We start from the raw sequence: 16,070 nt of genomic DNA, 5'->3' as shown, positions 1-16,070 counted from the left end.
GATTCAACCCAACCACGCGAGTTTCTCAACGCCGAGGCGCGTGGCGGCATCCCTGACAAGATTGCGGGCTGCTTCGTTCGGCGTCTTTCCTGTTTCCAGAAGCACGGCCCCAAACGGACGGCCCTCGTGCCGCGATTTTCCCCGCTCGTAGACCGCCATAATGACGAGCTTCCAATCGCGACTCTTGCCCCAACAGATCACGCGGCCATCCTCAAGTCGGCAGCCATGCGGCTTGATGAAGGTTTCGGCTGCCTCCGTCGGAGCCGTCATGTTGAGCGCGCGCCAAATCTCGGGCTCGCTGGCGAGCAGGCGCGCCCGCTCATAGGGCTTGATCAGCGAGTCCTTGATGTAAACCCGTACCTTTCGTGGATCCATGAAGTGCGCAATCCGCCCCCCAATTGCGGGATCCTTGGTCCACTTCTCGTAATGCCGCGAGCGCTCGGAATCGTTCAGCGAAGCCCAGCCCAGATCATCGGCCGCGTTCCATAGCTTATCACGAAGACCGTCTCGAATGTCCTCCGGCATCATCATTGAACGGTCCCCCCATTGTGTGGCTTGGGGAAATCGAACGCGGGCAGCTCCAGCGTGGGATCGCCCTCGCGCATAAATAGGTCAGCCTGGTCGCGCATCCAATCCAGCATGAAGCTACCTGCGCCCTCGTCACGGAAGTGCACCATGCCGGGAAGACGAAGCCGCTCAAGGTCGCCGCGAGCGGCCTTTTCTAGCTCGACGACCTCGGCGATGCGGCGAAGATCGCTTACAAAATCGAGAACAACGACCTTCGTCTTTTTGGGGCTGATCCTCAAACCACGTCCGAGTTGCTGGACGAAAATGCGACGGCTGTGGGTCACACGCATGAACGCGATCATGTCGACGTCCGGCACGTCTACTCCCTCATTGAAGAGGTCGCGCGTCGTGACGACATCGAGGCTCCCCTTGCGAAAGGCTGCCATCACTTTGTCGCGCTCGCGCGCGGTCATTTCTCCGGTTATCGGCTCGGCCCGGAAACCGAATAGACGCAGCGTCGCGGCGAAGCTGTTGGCGTGATGTACCGACGAGCAAAAAACGATCGCTGAACGCCGTCGCTCCTTGTCAAAGGTTTCGCGGATCGCGCGGGCCGCTTCCTCATCTCGCGTCGGGAGCAGCAACAGCCGATTGAGCTGGCTAAGCGAATAACGGTTGCGCGAATGCGTCCGAACGAGCTCCCAGTCGATGTTGTCGGCCAGGAGGCGATAATCAGCCTCGCAGAGAAATCCTCGCTTAAGGCCCTCAGCGATACCGATTTTCATGACTGGAGGCCCAAGCAGCTCATCAATATCGTAACCGTCTCCGCGCCACGGAGTGGCTGTGACGCCTCCAATCATGGCCCCGGCGAGATGATCTGTGACGCGGCGGAAAGTCTCCGAGCCGACATGGTGAGCCTCATCAATGAGCACGAGGCCGAAGTCCGGGAGCTCCTCAAGCCGTGACACGGCGGATTGGATGGTCGCGAAGGTGATGCCGTCCCAATGGCTCGGACTCTCGCCACCCATGAGGCGGTGAGTGGGGATCCATTTTGGAAGCTGATCCCAGAACGACCGTTGCAGCTGATCGACGAGCTCACGCGTGCCCGCCAAGACCAATGCTCGTCCACCGGGTATCGCCTCATCCCGAAAGAGCTGGGCCACACTTTCCGCCAAGACGACGGTCTTTCCCAACCCTGTCGCCAAGACGACTTGCCCACGGGCGGTCTCGCGCAGCGAGGCAACAAATTTCTCGGCAGCCTCGTCCTGATAGTCACGCAGCTCCCTTCGATGCACCGAATACTCTGGGCTTTTCCGAGCGAGCTCAAGAAGCATAGCCGGTTCCAGCACCCCGATCTCGATCCCAAGGGCCTTCCAGCGCTTGATGGCCTCGTGGGTTGCTGGGCCCGCTTTCCGACTTGAGGCGACGTAAATGCGGTCCGCCTTATAGAAGCGGGCCGCTTCCCCAACTTCATTCACCGCGCTCGCCGATGGATATCCACCCGTCGTGAACTTGCACTGGATTACCCAAAGCTCACCGTTCTTGACCCCCAGCACGTCCGCGCCGTGGTCACCCGATCCGGCGACAAGCCTCACATCCTCGAACCCGTTACAGACGAGCAGCCGGGCGACGTCGCGCTCGAAGGCCTGCCAAGGCCCTTTCAACAACCGCTCGGCGTCGAGGAAAGGCGCGCGCATCAGTCGGACACGTCAGATTTCAGCAGCCGCACGGAACAGCTGGCTCGTATCACCGCATCCCGGCTCGCCCGCTCGACATCGGAGGGCGTTTGGTTCGCGAGCCATACCGCATCGCTCAGGTACGCGTCGTATCTGGACCGCACCGCCGTGCGAGCTTGCTCAGAGATCGCCTCGCTGCCGAAATCGAGGCTGGCATAGGGATCGTTCCAGTAGTTGCCGTCGAGGAAAATTTCAGGATGCCTGCCGAAAAGTCCTCTCAGGGATTCTGGATCGGCGTAATCCCAGAAGCGCCCATCCGCGATTAACGCCTTGTGGTCAGGCACGCCTCGGTTCGCCATGCGGCGCGCAACTGAGTCACGCTCACTGACGTGGAGTTCCGCGAACATTGCCTCGCCCTGGCCGTCCTCAATGAGCGTGGGCACTGCCCGCGCCATGTCTCCGAGGACAGACGTCGCGAGCGTGATAATCTCCTGCGGGTCAAGCCTGCTATCGAGGCAATACTGTTTGCGGAAGTCCGCCAGCACGCCTGCGACCGACGGGTCCTGCGCCTGGCCCTGCAAGAATTCAACGGTTCGATGGGTGAGCTCGGTTAGCAGCCCGTCGAGGGGCGTCATAGTGGTAGACCGAAAGACGTCGTGACTCACATCGACGAGGAAGCCGTATGTCCTCGTCGCGACGTCATCGAGCTTAAGCACCCAGGGGAGACCCGCGGGAAGGTCCGGGTCATTGCCAGCCACGCCGTAGGCCTGGATCTCGTACTCCACCCGGAATGTCGGATGGACGTACTTCCGTGACAGGTCGTGAATTTGTCGTCGGGGTGATGGCTCCGGCTGCGGCGGCGGTGTTGTCGTTGTTGTTGTCGTCGTAGGGGTTGTGTCGCCGGTGCCGCTTGTCCCTGGCTCGTCGACAAAGCCAGCTGGCAGCGGCGTTTCTCCTCCCTCCCCAGGCTTCTCGCCGAGGACCTCCTTGTCCTGCTCGACGACAAGCTGCCACCAGCGCTCATCCGTCAGATAATCAGGGTCATCCTCATCGAACAGGTTAGCCATCTGCTGAGCTCGGTCATTGTCCTTGACCACCAGAACGCGCGACCACAGGCCATTCTTGCCCTGCGGACTGGATCTCCGGAATGTCTGGTAGAGCCGGTAGAGTGGGCTGTCGTTGCCAGCGTATCCTCTCTGCTTCGCCACGATCGGACGAAGCGGCCCCTCGCCACGAACGACGCGCACCATCTCGCTCCATGCCGGATCGTCTCGCTCGAAACGATCCTTGGTATAGCTTACCCGGCAATGATCGACATGAATCTCGCCAACGAAACGGCCGCGCCCGCGCTGATCGTCCGTAGGATACTCCACCTCCGCGGTGTCGCCATCGCTCCACTCGAACAAGTCCTTGTTCGCGATCTCGATTTTCCGCCCGTTTCGGATGAAATCCAGACCGAACTCCGTGTTATGCAGATAGCGTTGGAGACCAATCCATCCGTGTATCCGACGCTCCGCCTCAACTACCTCGCAGCTCGGGCTGCCGGTCGGGCAGGTTTCTTCCGCCGCAGCAAGCGTTCGCATGCAATGAGTGCAATAGCGGCGGGGCGCGAGCTTAACGTCGATATGCTCAACCGCCCGGGCGACGGTGCCGTCGGGAAATGATACGGTGCGGTCCTCGCCCCAAACGCAGTGGCGCCTCGGCGCCAGACGCGTGCCGCCCACCATCAGCCGAATCTTGCCGGCCTCCGATTGGCCGAGCAGCGCGGAATAGGCGCGGGCGAGATGCTTCCGCATCGTTTTCTGATTGTTGCCTCGCGCGAGATAGCCTCGCTGGTCCCCTTTCAGTCGGCTGATCACGATTGTGGTCCCGTGAGTATTGTGGTGCGGCTTAGGGCGCGTCTGCCGTGGGACCTTGAAGCTCCGCGTGGTGCGTAGCTCATCAAGGTCGATGCGCACGCCGACCTCCTCCGGGTCGCCGGCGCGGCTAGTCCAAACCTCTGTTACCAATCCCAAGCGAGCGGTGGCGATATTGAAGCCCATGCCGAACAGGCCGAGGTTGGACAGTGGATCGTTTCCGGACCAGCCGGCTCGGACGGCGTTTTCTAGGGACTCAAAGGACATGCCGGGACCGTTGTCCCTGACCATGACGCGCGCGTTCTCATTATCCGCACTGGGCAGCGTGACGCTGATCTCGGGTGCCTCGATCGGCGCGCCGGAACGCACCGCGTGCACAAAGCCGTCGATCGAGTTGTCGATCAGTTCCGCGAGGCAACGCCACTGTGGGAGATTGATCTCACCCAGCATCTGCAGGACGCGGGGATCTGGTGTCAGGTCGAATTCCTGGCTCATTTTCTAGAGTTCCCTCTTCCTGACTGCGGCGCGATTGGCGCTCTCTGTATGCTAATCGCGAGAGCATCCAACTCGTCGCGGCTGGTTTGGCATTCCCATACCTCGAACACTGACCACCCTCGCTGCTCAAGCTCACTGCGGGTCCTTAGGTCCCGCTGGCGATTGCCCTCTAATTTCGGCCGCCAGAACTCGAGCTTTGATTTCGGCATTCGCGCTAGCTTGCAGGCGGGATCCGGGTGCTGGTGCCAAAAGCACCCATGTACGAAAACCGCGATGCGCCGCGAGCGAAAGACCAGATCGGGCCGTCCGGGCAAGTCCTTGGCGTGGAGACGATAACGTAAGCCAGCCGCGTACATCGCCCGCCGAACTTTTAGCTCCGGCTTTGTGTCGCGCGCCTTGATGAGCGCCATCTGGGCGCTTCTGGCCCTATCCACCTCACGTGTCGTCCGCACCACCAGCCTCATCAGGCGCCGGTCCCGCCGCATCCTCTCCGACCGGAGGTTCATCTCTTTCCTGACTGACCGCATCATCCTGGCGGAAGCCGGCCAGCATCTCCTCAAGAAGCGCTGCATGGTCGAGCCGCGCCGGCACGCGCTCCAAGGTGCTCTTGATACGGCCCTCGATCTCGGTGGGGCTGAGTGAGTCTACCAATCGCCCGTCGAGCGCCCAGGCACGCCCAGGGTGCACGACATCCCATGGAGAGCGCTTGTTGGCGCGGGTAGAAGCCGCGTCACCATGCTTGCTCATGCCCCAGCACGCTTTAGTCTCGGCATTCCAGATCGGCCAGAAGGTACGGATCAAGTGCTTCTCGGCCACAAGCTGCGCGTTGGTTGCGCACACTAGCCGCCGGCACTGAAAATCCGCCAACCTGATCGGCGAGAGATGAGCTGACAGCTGATCCGCATAGCCCTCCGCCGTCCCAATCGTGCCAGCATGCTCCAGCAACCGCGCGGTTAGCTTTGCGCCCTGTTCTCGCGTCGTGCTCGCATCGTCGTTGGCGGGATCGGCCTTGCCGACATAGATCGGCGTCTCCGACCCTGAGATGCCCGCATAGAGCGGATGATCGCCGCGATAGTAGATCGCGTATACGCCGGAGCCATAGGCGGGGCGGACGTCGGCGAGCGGGATCAAGGGTTGAGCGAGAAGAGCGATTGAAACCATCCGACCGATGGCCTTCGGGTCGGCCGGATCAAACGTCGCGCGCGGCATTCGGATCGGGTCGGTGGCCGACCTTGCCGCCTCAAGGGCGGCCGCATGCGAGGCTAGGCCCTCCCGAATACGCCTGACCACGACCTGGGGCGGGTTTCCCCCGGCCGCGGCAAGCACAGCATTCAGCGCGTCCTCAAGTGCCTTGATCGCAGCGCGATCGGGTCCGAGTGCCATCCATTAACCCCCTTCGGTAGGCCGACACGAGGTGTTTGGTCGCGACTCGTCCTCCCGGCTCCAGCAATATTTAAATCTTACGCTGCCCGACGCTTCGGCACTAGCGACGGTTGCACTCCCTTGGCCGCGAGGCTCGCCAACCAGCCTCCAGCGGCCGCGCCGAGCTGGGCGGGAACCGCGTTACCCAGTTGACGCATGCTCTCTGTCCAGGACCGGGGAAATTCATAGTCGTCCGGAAGCCCGACGAGCCGGGCGGCCTCCCGCGTGGTGAAGTAGCGCACCGTCCCGTCGTCACGGACCATCATATTCTCGCCCCCGGGAACGCCATGATCGCCGGCCTTCAATGCCTTCGAGGGTAAATCGAGGGGGCTACCGGTGTGTCCGGGATAGACCCGGGCGCCAGGCTGCAGAACGTGGTTGCGCTTTCCATTGGGCTCGCCAAGGCCGCGCAACGCATCGCGTACGGTCAACCAGGGCTGTGTCGCGGGAGCGACATCAAGCTTCCTCAGCTCAGCAACGCGGCGTCGGTCCTGCGCTAGAAGCGCTTCCCTGCGCGGCTTCAATCCATGACGAGCCCAGTACTCGCCCGTGACAAACTGGTCCCATAGCAATCGATCCCGGGAGTGTGTCGGAATCATTCGCGCGGGAGCAACGCCGACTTCGGCATTAATTCCGAAAATCAGGACCCGGTGACGGATTTGTGCGGCGCCATAATCAGCGGCGTTCACCAGCTGCCACACAACCCGATATTCGCGCTTGGATCGTGAGACGCTCAAACGCGCGAGATGCGCCTCATGGCTTTCGTCTAGGCGTCGGAGCATTGACGGACGCTCCAGGCTAGCGACGATCCAGTTGAGGTAGGGTTGGAAACGTGGGCCAGCGAGATTGCGAACGTTCTCGAACAGGAACATGCGCGGCTTGGCCTCGCGAATGGCACGGATAGCCTCCGGCCACATATCGCGATGATCATCCTGCCCGAGCTTCTTCCCGCCTATCCCAAATGGCTGACAGGGTGGCCCGCCGGAGATCAGGTCAAGCGTCGAGATATTCTTCCAGTCGATCTCACGAACGTCCTTTAGCCCCATGGGCCAGTCGCAAACGTGCTCGACGCCCTTCGACTTGTTGTGGAGCACCGTCTCGACCGCATCATGATCGAATTCAGCCATGTAGGCGTGTTTGAAGCCTGCCCGGGACATCCCGAGAGCGAGCCCGCCACAACCGGCGAAGAGTTCAGCGCTTAACATCCTCGCCCCCTTCCAATTCGAGCGGCAGCATCGGTCCGCCTGCCGCGTCATCCAAATATCTCTCGACCGCGCGTCGTATGAGCCACGCCACCTTGACACCCTGCGCCTTGGCGAGTCGGTCAAGCTCCGCTTTCTGACGCTTAGTCAGGGTTGTTGTGACACGCTCTGCATCGCGACCGTCCTTGCCCAATTCCTGACTCCGCGGCGATCCGCGGCATTCCGCGGCGATGCACTACCTTGGCTGAGAATCGTTAAAGATTCAATCTCCATCTCGCCTCAGCACAGCATTGCCTCAACTATTTTATATAAGAACAAATTGAGAACATGTCTAGGAGGCGAATGCGTCAGAACGCTTCGCGCAGACGCACGAAGGCCGGGCGCTTGAGGATATTGTCGGGCCCTGGCGGGCGGAGCCGCCACAGGTCAGCCATCGCATCGAGCATTGCGGCGCTCGGGCCGATCACCGCCTCGCTCATCAGGTTATCCGAAACCACCGCAGCACCTTGGCGTGATGTTCATCACCCGGGAAGATGAGACTGGCATCGCCAATCTCGTGGTCCGGGCAAGGTGTTCGAGGTGAACCGCCGCGCAATCCTATCGGCCAGCATGATGGCGGTGCGCGGCCGCATCCAAGGTGAGGGCGACATCGTTCACCTTATTGCCCAGCGCATCACCGATTTCTCGGCCGATCTCGCCAGCGTCGGCAGCCGCGACGCTCCGTTGCCGCTCGGACTCTCCGTTTAATACTGCCGAGCAAGATGAAGCTGTCCCCATTCGGCCAGCACTTTCATCACTTGCCCAAGCGATTTCCCATGTTCGCTAAGCGCATATTCAACGCGTGGCGGCACTTCCGCGAATACAGTTCGAGTCAAAATCCCTTCGCTCTCTAGCTCGCGAAGGTGCATCGTCAGCATGTGTTGGCTGACTCCATCGATGGCGCGCCGCAGCTCGTTGAACCGACAGGGCCTCCCGAGCAGTTGCCAAAGGATCAGAACCTTCCACTTGCCGCCAAGCACCGACAACGTCGCGGCGATCTCGGGCGGGGGCTCGATCAGCGCGCTCTTCGAAGGGCAGGTTTCTCCATTAGTCAGATTTTCCATACTACACCATAAAATCCATCCTTCTTGTGGAATCCATACAGCATCGATCATCCTTCCGTCGTCAATTGGCAAAAGGAAACAAAAATCGATGACGTCATCTCCATCTACTCCCTCCTCAAATCCGCGCGCGACCATGTCGTGGGCTCTTCGAATAATCCTCGCGATCGCTTTCATTGGCGCGGGAATATTCAAGCTTTCTGGACATCCCGCCGCGATCGAAGAATTCAACCAGGTCGGGCTTGGCCAATGGTTTCGCTACGTCACCGCCGTTACCGAGATTCTCGGGGCCGTGCTTCTGCTCTGGCCGCGGACCATCTTCTACGGCGCCGTCCTGATGGGAGCTGTTTGCGTTGGAGCATTCGTGGCGCAGCTCACCGCGCTGCACGGCGACATCATCCACACGATCGTTCTTGCCGTGATCTTTGCGATCATTGCCTGGAAGTGGCGCGCGCAACTGGCCGCCTCCCCGCTGCTTGACTCACGTCGATAGATGGGAGCCGCCACGTGGAGCTTGGAATTGATCGCTTCGTCTTCGCGCCGCGCGAGGAAACGCTTGAGGAGTTGCCGACGCAGATCGTCAGCGATGTCCTGGAGGAGATACAGCTCGCCGATGAGCTTGGCATCTATATCTACGGGGTTGGCGAACACCACACCGATGAGTTTCTCGACTCGGCTCCCGCGATACTGCTCGGAGCCGCCGCTGCGCGCACGCGGCAAATACGTCTCACGAGCGCAATCACCATTCTGGGCGCCGCCGACCCGGTCCGCGTCTTCGAGGAATATGCGTCGCTCGACCTAGTGTCGGGCGGCCGCACCGAGATTATCGCCGGAAGAGGAGCCTATGCCGAGGCCTTCTCTTTGTTCGGCCTCAGCCTCGGAGATTATGACCAGCTATTCGAGGAAAAGCTCGGCCTGTTGCTGCGGCTCCGCCGTGGCGGTTCAATCAACTGGAGCGGTCGACACCGCCCGCCTCTGAGCGGACAGAGGATCACACCCCCGACAGCACAGCCGACGCTTCCGATCTGGCTTGGCGCGACCGGATCGCCTGCGTCATTCATCCGAGCAGGCGAACTGGGTCTGCCCCTCGCGGTCGGCATCATAGGAGGAGAATTCGCGGCTTACCGCCCCTTGATCGATCTCTATCGCGACCGAGGCCTGCGCGCAGGCCATAAACGTGAGGATCTCACGGTAGGTGTTCACGCGATCGGCTATATCGCTGACACGAGAGCGCAGGCGCTCGAAGAATTCTTCCCACCCTATCGGGCCATCTTCGGCGAGCTCGCACGCAAGATTGGCCGGCCAGAGCCGACCCAACTCTCATTCGCTCAGCTCACGAGCTCCTCCTCCGCGCTAATTGTTGGCAGTCCCGAAGATGTTGCAGACAAGCTGCGCCATATCGACGATGTGCTTGGCGGCGTCTCACGGGTCAGCCTACAAATGAGCGTGGGGCCTCTGGCCAAACCACAGCGGCTCCGATCCTTCGAACTGCTCGCAGGCAAGGTGGCCGAACTCATAACCAGGTGAGCTTCGATCAACGCGCTACCCTCCAAACCTTACATCGCTGCTTCGATTTCCAATGCACGACGCCTAGTGCTTCGGTCCCTAGGGTGTTATGCGACGTCTATGAACGGTCGCATGCTCACTTTTTGCTGGTGGTGCTCCTTCCCGTAAGGAGCGGCCCGTCGTTCATGCCTTCGATCAAACGCGGCGCCGCCGGACCTCCGGCCCGAGCGCTTTGCGATGCGTGTTAATCCGGCCCGTCTGGCGGCGTCCCTCACCAGGAAACCTGCCATGTCCCCCATTAAAGTTCCTCCAGTCGTGCTGACCGGCGATCGTACAACCGGTCCGCTTCATCTCGGTCACTATGTCGGCTCGTTGAAGAGTCGGCTCACGCTCCAGGAAAATCACCGTCAGTACCTGCTGCTCGCCGACGCCCAGGCACTCACCGACAACGCGGACGATCCCGGTCGCGTCGCACGAAATGTTATCGAGGTCTCGCTGGACTACCTTGCAGTGGGGCTCGATCCGGAGAAGTCGGTCATCTGTGTACAGTCGCACCTACCGGCGCTCGCGGAGCTCACCATACTCTATATGAATTACGTCACGGTGAGCCGGCTCGAGCGCAACCCGACGGTGAAGCAGGAGATTGGACAGCGCGGCTTCCAGCGGGACATTCCAGCCGGCTTCCTCTGCTACCCGGTCGCACAGGCTGCGGACATCACCGCCTTTAAGGCCGAGTTGGTCCCGGTTGGAGAAGATCAGCTCCCGATGATCGAGCAATCGAACGAGATCGTCCGGCGCATCAACCGTCAGGCAGGTCGGGAGGTGCTGCCGGAAGCGCAAGCGCTCGTGTCGTCCGTAGGTCGGCTGCCCGGGACCGACGGGAGATCCAAGATGAGCAAGAGCGCCGGCAACGCCGTGCCGCTGTCCGCTTCTCCCCAGGAGATCAGATCGGCGGTCCATGCCATGTTTACGGATCCAGCCCACTTGCGAATGACCGACCCAGGGAGCGTCGAGGGCAATGTCGTCTTCACTTACCTCGACGCCTTCGACGAGAATCGCGATGAGCTGGAGGAACTGAAGGCACATTACCGGCGCGGCGGACTCGGGGACGTGGTCCTCAAGAGGCGTCTGGACGCACGCCTACAGGCCCTGCTTGCGCCGATACGCGACAGGCGAGCTGACTTCGCGAAACGGCCTGATTTCGTGATGGACTTGGTCCGAGCCGGAACAGAACGTGCGGCGGCCCTCACTCAAGAAACACTGGACGAGGTCAGAGCCGCATTGGGGCTGTTCCGCTTTAACAGGGGGTGACGGCCATACGGAGGGCGGCCTCCACGTCTTGCGTCCAAGTTTTCGCACACCCTGCCCCGCAACGCGCGGGAGAGCGAGAGTGCGGACGGATTTCCGTGACGGGTCGAGGGCTGGGAGAGAGGCTCCCGGCGCCCGTCGGGGAGATGACCCATGACCCTAGTCGATACTCTCAGCGGACCGCGCGACCGCATCGGCGGCTACAAAGTGGATGTGACCCGCGGCGAACGCGTCGGCCGCGTGTCCTCGGAATGGTTCTCGCGGCCGGCGGACGAGCGCTACCTGTCGCTGTCGGACCTCTATGCCGCTGTCCGTGGCCGGGCTGAGCGGAGCCACACCCGAACAGTCCGGAGCACGGCGATCCGGGTCGAGGCGAGCCGCGACGATGGCGAGCGCCTGTCGCTGATGCTGCCCGGGTCCGACACGCCGGTTGCGCCCACGCATTGGAGCTTCGGCCAGCTCGCCGTTTTGGTCGGCGCGCCCGCAGCCTATCTGCGTCAGCTTCCCGCGCCGCTGGCTGGGATCAACCTGCAATACGGGCTGACCTCCCATCGGGCCGAGCAGGTGAAGACGCTGGAGATCGAAGATGGCCGCGTCGAGCTGCGCGCCGTCACTGGGCCCGACTATGGCCGCATCTTCGACTATGAGCTCGTCGCGGCCGTGCAGCGCATCGCCGGCAATGGCACGGGCGACACTCGCTGGAAGGTGCCGGGCGTCCTCGACTGGTCGACCGGCATCTACAACCCGCGCGTCGACATCACCCAGGACACCACGACGCTCTACGCGTCCGATCGCGACGTCTTCCTCTTCCTGGTCGACGATCTGAACCCGATCGAGGCCGGCCGGCTGCCCGACGGTTCGCCCGACCTCTACTTCCGCGGTTTCTATTGCTGGAATTCCGAGGTGGGCGCGAAGACGCTCGGCATGGCGAGCTTCTATCTCAGGGCAGTCTGCCAGAATCGGAATCTGTGGGGCGTCGAGGATTTCGAGGAGATCACCATCCGCCACTCGAAATACGCCGCATCGCGCTTCGCGCATGAGGCGGCGCCGGCACTGACCCGCTTCGCCAATTCCTCGCCGCTCCCCTTCGTCAACGGCATCAAGGCGGCGCGCGAGAAGATCGTGGCGCGTAGCGACGAGGACCGCAGCGACTTCCTCCGCAAGCGCGGCTTCTCCAGGGCCGAGACGGCGAAGATCATCGAGGCCGTCTTGGCCGAGGAAGGCCGCAAGCCCGAGAGCGTCTTCGACTTCGTGCAGGGCATCACTGCGGTCGCGCGGGACAAGACCCAGCAGGACGCTCGACTCGACCTAGAGGCGCGCGCCAAGAAGCTGCTCGACCGGGCGGCCTGACTCCCTGAAAGCCGGGGATGCGGCTTTGCGCGTCTCCGGCTCGGTGTCTTTCTTTCTGTCTTTCCTGATCGTCGGTTCTGCGGCGCTGCCCTCCAGAGTGAGAGGGCGGCGCTGCGCTTCGTGACGGGTTGATGCCGAGAGAGAGGCTTTCGGCGCTCGTCGTGGAGTTCATCCCGATGCCTTCCACCGTTCACAAGATCACCCTCTCGCCCTCGCGCGATATCCCCTTCAATAAGCTCTTACTCTCCCAGTCGAACGTCCGGCGCGTGAAGGCCGGCGTCTCGGTCGAGGAGTTGGCCGACGATATTGCCCGCCGCGGCCTCTTGCAGGGCCTTAGCGTGCGGGCTGTCGTCGACCAGGCCGGCGTCGAGACCGGCATGTTCGAGATCCCGGCCGGCGGCCGGCGCTACCGGGCGCTGGAGCTGCTCGTGAAACAGAAGCGCCTCGCCAAGACCGCGCCGGTGCCGTGCATCGTCCGCGACAGCGGCATCGCCGAGGAGGACTCGCTCGCCGAGAACGTCCAGCGAGCGCCGCTGCATCCACTGGACCAATTCCGCGCTTTCCTCGCGTTGCGCGAGAAGGGCCAGTCCGAGGAGGAGATCGCCGCCGCCTTCTTCGTCTCGGTCAACGTGGTGAAGCAGCGCCTCAAGCTCGCGTCGGTCTCGCCGGCGTTGCTCGAAATCTACGCCGAGGACGGCATGACGCTCGACCAGCTCATGGCCTTCACCGTCTCGGGCGACCATGAGCGCCAGGAGCAGGTCTTCGAGCGCCTGAAGGCCTCTTACGACAAGCATCCCTACATCATCCGCCGAATGCTGACCGAGGGCGCGGTCCGGGCCTCCGACAAGCGGGCGCAGTTCATCGGCCTCGATGCCTATGTTGCGGCGGGCGGCACGGTGCTGCGCGACCTGTTCCAGGGCGACGACGGCGGCTGGCTGCAGGATGTCCAACTGGTCGACCAGATGGTCGCCGACAAGCTCGAGTTGGAATCCGAGGCGATCGCCGCCGAAGGCTGGAAGTGGATCGAAGTTGCGCCCGACTTCGCTTACGGCCATGCTTTCGGTTTGCGCCAGGTTCGCGGTGAGACCGTGCCGCTGACCGCCGAGGAGGAAGCGAGCCGCGATGCGCTCCAGGCCGAGTTCGACCGGCTGTCCGATGAGTACCAGGACGCCGACGAGCTGCCGGACGAGGTCAACGAGCGCCTGTCGGAGCTGGAGACGGCGATCGAGGTCTTCGACAACCGGTCCATCGTGTTCGATGCGACCGAGATCACGCGCGCCGGCGCCTTCGTCAGCATCGGCGCCGACGGTCGGCTCCGGATTGAGCGGGGCTACGTCCGACCGGAAGACGAAGTGCCGGCCGAACCGGACTCCCAGTTATCCCCGGATAGTGCCGAGGCGCCCGCCATGGCAGCCGCCTATGACGGCCACGAAGCCGTCGTCACCGCAGAGGCCAGCGTTGAGGAAGAGGACGAAGGCCTCTCCCCTATCTCCGACCGGCTGATGACCGAGCTGACGTCGCATCGGACCTTGGGCCTTCGCCATGCCCTCGGCGAGCGGCCTGACATCGCCTTCCGAGCCGCCCTGCACGTCCTGACCCTGAAGACCTTCTACCACTACGGGACGGAGAGCTGTCTGGAACTCGACCTGAAAAGCGTCAGCTTCGGCACGCAGGCGCCCGGACTGAACGACAGCGCATCGGCCGAGGCGATCCATGCGCGGCACGAAAGCTGGGCGAAAGCGCTTCCGAAGGAATCGGCCGACCTGTGGGATGCCCTTCTGGAATGGGATGACGACAGCCGGGCCGCCCTGTTCGCCCATATCGTCAGTCTCTCGGTCAACGCGGTTTACGAGCCTTGGAACCGGCGCCCGAAGGCCGTTGCCCATGCTGATCGGCTGGCGCAGGCCGTCGATCTCGACATGGCGGCAGCCGGTTGGAAGCCGACTGTGGATAACTTCCTCGGTCGGGTGACAAAGGCTCACATCCTTCAGGCCGTTGCCGAGGCGAAGGGGCAACGCGCGGCCGATCGGATCGAGCATCTGAAGAAGGGCGACATGGCGGCGGAAGCGCAGACACTGCTCGCCGATACCGACTGGTTGCCCGAACCGCTTCGCACCGCCGATCGGAGCCCGTCGCATGTTGAATCCGCCGTGACCAACGAAACTAGCGCGGCGATCGAACAATCGACGGCAATCGGCTGCGAAACGGCCATGGTCGAAGACGAGCCGTTCACAGAAAATGGAATAGCTGACGACGTTCCCCACACGGTCGCGGCTGAATAACCGTCACCGACTTGCGAGACTGGCCCGCCGGCGACGGCGGGCCTTTTCATTGAAGGAGGTCCTCATGGCGGAAGCTCTGCACGAGTTGGCCCGTCGTCTCGCCAATCAAGCCGAGGCGGTGTGCAGACAATACCTCTCCAGCGGCCGCCGCGAGGGCGGCTATTGGCTGGTCGGCGATGTGCGCAACACACCGGGCCGCTCGATGTACGTCCGGCTCAAGGACACGCCCAAAGGTCCTGCCGGCAAATGGACCGACGCGGCGACGGGCCAGCACGGCGATCTCCTCGACGTTATCCGCGAAAGCTGTAGCCTCATCGACTTCAAGGACGTCGCCGACGAGGCGCGAACCTTCCTCTCAATGCCGGCACCCGAGCCCGAACCTGGTCTGCACCACCGGCAGAGTCCGGCGCCGCATGGCTCGCCCGAAGCGGCGCGCAGGCTAGTTCGGATGTCCAAGCCAATCTACGGCACACTCGTACAGGCGTATTTACGCGAACGCGGCATTACGGATTTACGCGGAACCGGAAGCCTGCATTTCCACCCGCACTGCTACTATCGACCCGACGACCACTCGTCGACCGAGACCTGGCCGGCGATGATCGCCGCCGTCACCGACCTCGACGGCAAGACCACCGGGGCGCATCGCACCTGGCTCGATCCTCATCGCCGCGACAAAGCGCCGATCGACACGCCGAGGCGGGCGATGGGCGATCTTCTTGGCAACGCTGTACGCTTCGGCATCGGCGGCGAGGTGATGGCGGCCGGCGAAGGCATCGAGACCGTCCTGTCGCTCCGGCAGGTCCTTCCCGACATGCCGATGCTGGCAGCGCTCTCGGCGGCGCATCTTGCCGCGATCCTGTTCCCCGACATGCTGCGGCGGCTCTACATCGTCCGCGACAACGATCCTGCCGGTGACGGTGCGCGCGACACCCTGATCGAACGGGCGAACGCGGCCGGGATCGAAGCAATCGTCATCTCACCAGAACTGGACGACTTCAACGAGGATCTGCGCACCCTCGGCCTTGACGCACTGCGCATGGAAGCCCGCTTGCAGGTCGCACCGCAGGACGTCGCCCGCTTCATGGCGCTGGCGGCATAGCCGGCAGGAGAACGATCCTGCAGTTCGCCGCCGTGCTCGGCGGATGCGTCAATCCGTCGGAGGCGGACCGCGGCCCGGCCTTCGAGAGGGCGATCGGCCCACAAGCCGGCCAGCAGGGCAATGGCGGCGGCCGACTATTTTCCGGCGCGGCCTGAAGGCCGCTTTCCATCGCGAGGCAAAATAGCCGGCCTTAGCCATCAAGCCCTGCGCTTGCGCTCCGGGTGCCCGGCCGTCCGGCCCGCGGGCTTCGTCGCCATGAAGGCCGCGACG

Annotated in this window: 16 protein-coding genes; 7 read left to right on the top strand and 9 right to left on the bottom strand. The window is 62.8% G+C overall.

Annotated features, from left to right (window positions below; all coding sequences use genetic code 11):
* Window positions 1-3: 3 nt before the first annotated feature.
* From EB815_RS20810 to EB815_RS33995, 8 genes are all read right to left on the bottom strand, one after another.
* The gene (locus tag EB815_RS20810; RefSeq protein WP_065005636.1) at window positions 4-531 is read right to left on the bottom strand and encodes a hypothetical protein; all 528 of its coding nucleotides are present in this window, start codon (window positions 529-531) and stop codon (window positions 4-6) included.
* Entirely contained in the window at window positions 528-2,201 is a 1,674-nt protein-coding gene (locus tag EB815_RS20805; RefSeq protein ID WP_065005635.1) for a DEAD/DEAH box helicase family protein, read from the bottom strand. The genes EB815_RS20810 and EB815_RS20805 overlap by 4 nt, the downstream gene beginning before the upstream one ends.
* Complete coding sequence (locus EB815_RS20800; RefSeq protein WP_065005634.1) at window positions 2,201-4,531, bottom strand: ATP-binding protein; 2,331 nt, start codon at window positions 4,529-4,531, stop codon at window positions 2,201-2,203. Before EB815_RS20800 ends, EB815_RS20805 begins: the two co-directional genes overlap by 1 nt.
* Entirely contained in the window at window positions 4,528-4,941 is a 414-nt protein-coding gene (locus tag EB815_RS20795; RefSeq protein ID WP_065005656.1) for a very short patch repair endonuclease, read from the bottom strand. The genes EB815_RS20800 and EB815_RS20795 overlap by 4 nt, the downstream gene beginning before the upstream one ends.
* Before the next feature lie 25 nt (window positions 4,942-4,966).
* Window positions 4,967-5,914: an Eco29kI family restriction endonuclease gene (locus tag EB815_RS20790; RefSeq protein WP_155772532.1), complete on the bottom strand. Its 948-nt coding sequence runs from the start codon at window positions 5,912-5,914 to the stop codon at window positions 4,967-4,969.
* A 77-nt stretch (window positions 5,915-5,991) separates the two neighbouring features.
* Entirely contained in the window at window positions 5,992-7,158 is a 1,167-nt protein-coding gene (locus tag EB815_RS20785; RefSeq protein WP_065005633.1) for a DNA cytosine methyltransferase, read from the bottom strand.
* Window positions 7,145-7,348 (bottom strand): CopG family transcriptional regulator, encoded by a 204-nt coding sequence (locus EB815_RS20780; RefSeq protein WP_025560718.1) that lies wholly within the window; start codon window positions 7,346-7,348, stop codon window positions 7,145-7,147. Before EB815_RS20780 ends, EB815_RS20785 begins: the two co-directional genes overlap by 14 nt.
* A gap of 154 nt (window positions 7,349-7,502) precedes the next feature.
* A complete protein-coding gene (locus EB815_RS33995; RefSeq protein WP_280940271.1) occupies window positions 7,503-7,634 on the bottom strand; it encodes a hypothetical protein in 132 nt (43 codons plus the stop codon).
* A 100-nt stretch (window positions 7,635-7,734) separates the two neighbouring features.
* Here EB815_RS33995 and EB815_RS20775 point away from each other — a divergent pair, with 100 nt between their 5' ends.
* Window positions 7,735-7,902 (top strand): hypothetical protein, encoded by a 168-nt coding sequence (locus EB815_RS20775; protein ID WP_196772394.1) that lies wholly within the window; start codon window positions 7,735-7,737, stop codon window positions 7,900-7,902.
* Here the strand turns inward: EB815_RS20775 and EB815_RS20770 are convergent.
* Complete coding sequence (locus EB815_RS20770; RefSeq protein ID WP_245303383.1) at window positions 7,899-8,393, bottom strand: winged helix-turn-helix transcriptional regulator; 495 nt, start codon at window positions 8,391-8,393, stop codon at window positions 7,899-7,901. The genes EB815_RS20775 and EB815_RS20770 overlap by 4 nt on opposite strands.
* Between EB815_RS20770 and EB815_RS20765 the strand changes: the two genes are divergently transcribed.
* From EB815_RS20765 to EB815_RS20740, 6 genes are all read left to right on the top strand, one after another.
* Window positions 8,392-8,748 (top strand): DoxX family protein, encoded by a 357-nt coding sequence (locus EB815_RS20765; protein WP_171883308.1) that lies wholly within the window; start codon window positions 8,392-8,394, stop codon window positions 8,746-8,748. The genes EB815_RS20770 and EB815_RS20765 overlap by 2 nt on opposite strands.
* 14 nt (window positions 8,749-8,762) lie before the next feature.
* Complete coding sequence (locus EB815_RS20760) at window positions 8,763-9,782, top strand: LLM class flavin-dependent oxidoreductase (protein ID WP_065005631.1); 1,020 nt, start codon at window positions 8,763-8,765, stop codon at window positions 9,780-9,782.
* 267 nt (window positions 9,783-10,049) lie between these two features.
* Window positions 10,050-11,072, top strand: coding sequence for a tryptophan--tRNA ligase (gene trpS / locus EB815_RS20755; protein ID WP_065005654.1), 1,023 nt, complete (start codon window positions 10,050-10,052; stop codon window positions 11,070-11,072).
* Between the two features lie 150 nt (window positions 11,073-11,222).
* Window positions 11,223-12,419 (top strand): DUF932 domain-containing protein, encoded by a 1,197-nt coding sequence (locus EB815_RS20750; RefSeq protein ID WP_065005630.1) that lies wholly within the window; start codon window positions 11,223-11,225, stop codon window positions 12,417-12,419.
* Window positions 12,420-12,595: 176 nt separating this feature from the next.
* Window positions 12,596-14,701, top strand: coding sequence for a ParB/RepB/Spo0J family partition protein (locus EB815_RS20745; protein ID WP_065005653.1), 2,106 nt, complete (start codon window positions 12,596-12,598; stop codon window positions 14,699-14,701).
* A 64-nt stretch (window positions 14,702-14,765) separates the two neighbouring features.
* Window positions 14,766-15,800: a DUF7146 domain-containing protein gene (locus EB815_RS20740; RefSeq protein WP_065005652.1), complete on the top strand. Its 1,035-nt coding sequence runs from the start codon at window positions 14,766-14,768 to the stop codon at window positions 15,798-15,800.
* Window positions 15,801-16,070 lie beyond the last annotated feature (270 nt).

This window comes from Mesorhizobium loti (genome assembly GCF_013170705.1).
Taxonomy (GTDB): Bacteria; Pseudomonadota; Alphaproteobacteria; order Rhizobiales; family Rhizobiaceae; genus Mesorhizobium; species Mesorhizobium loti_D.
The sequence above is the reverse complement of the archived record's forward strand: the minus strand, read 5'-3'. Positions and strand labels throughout refer to the sequence as shown.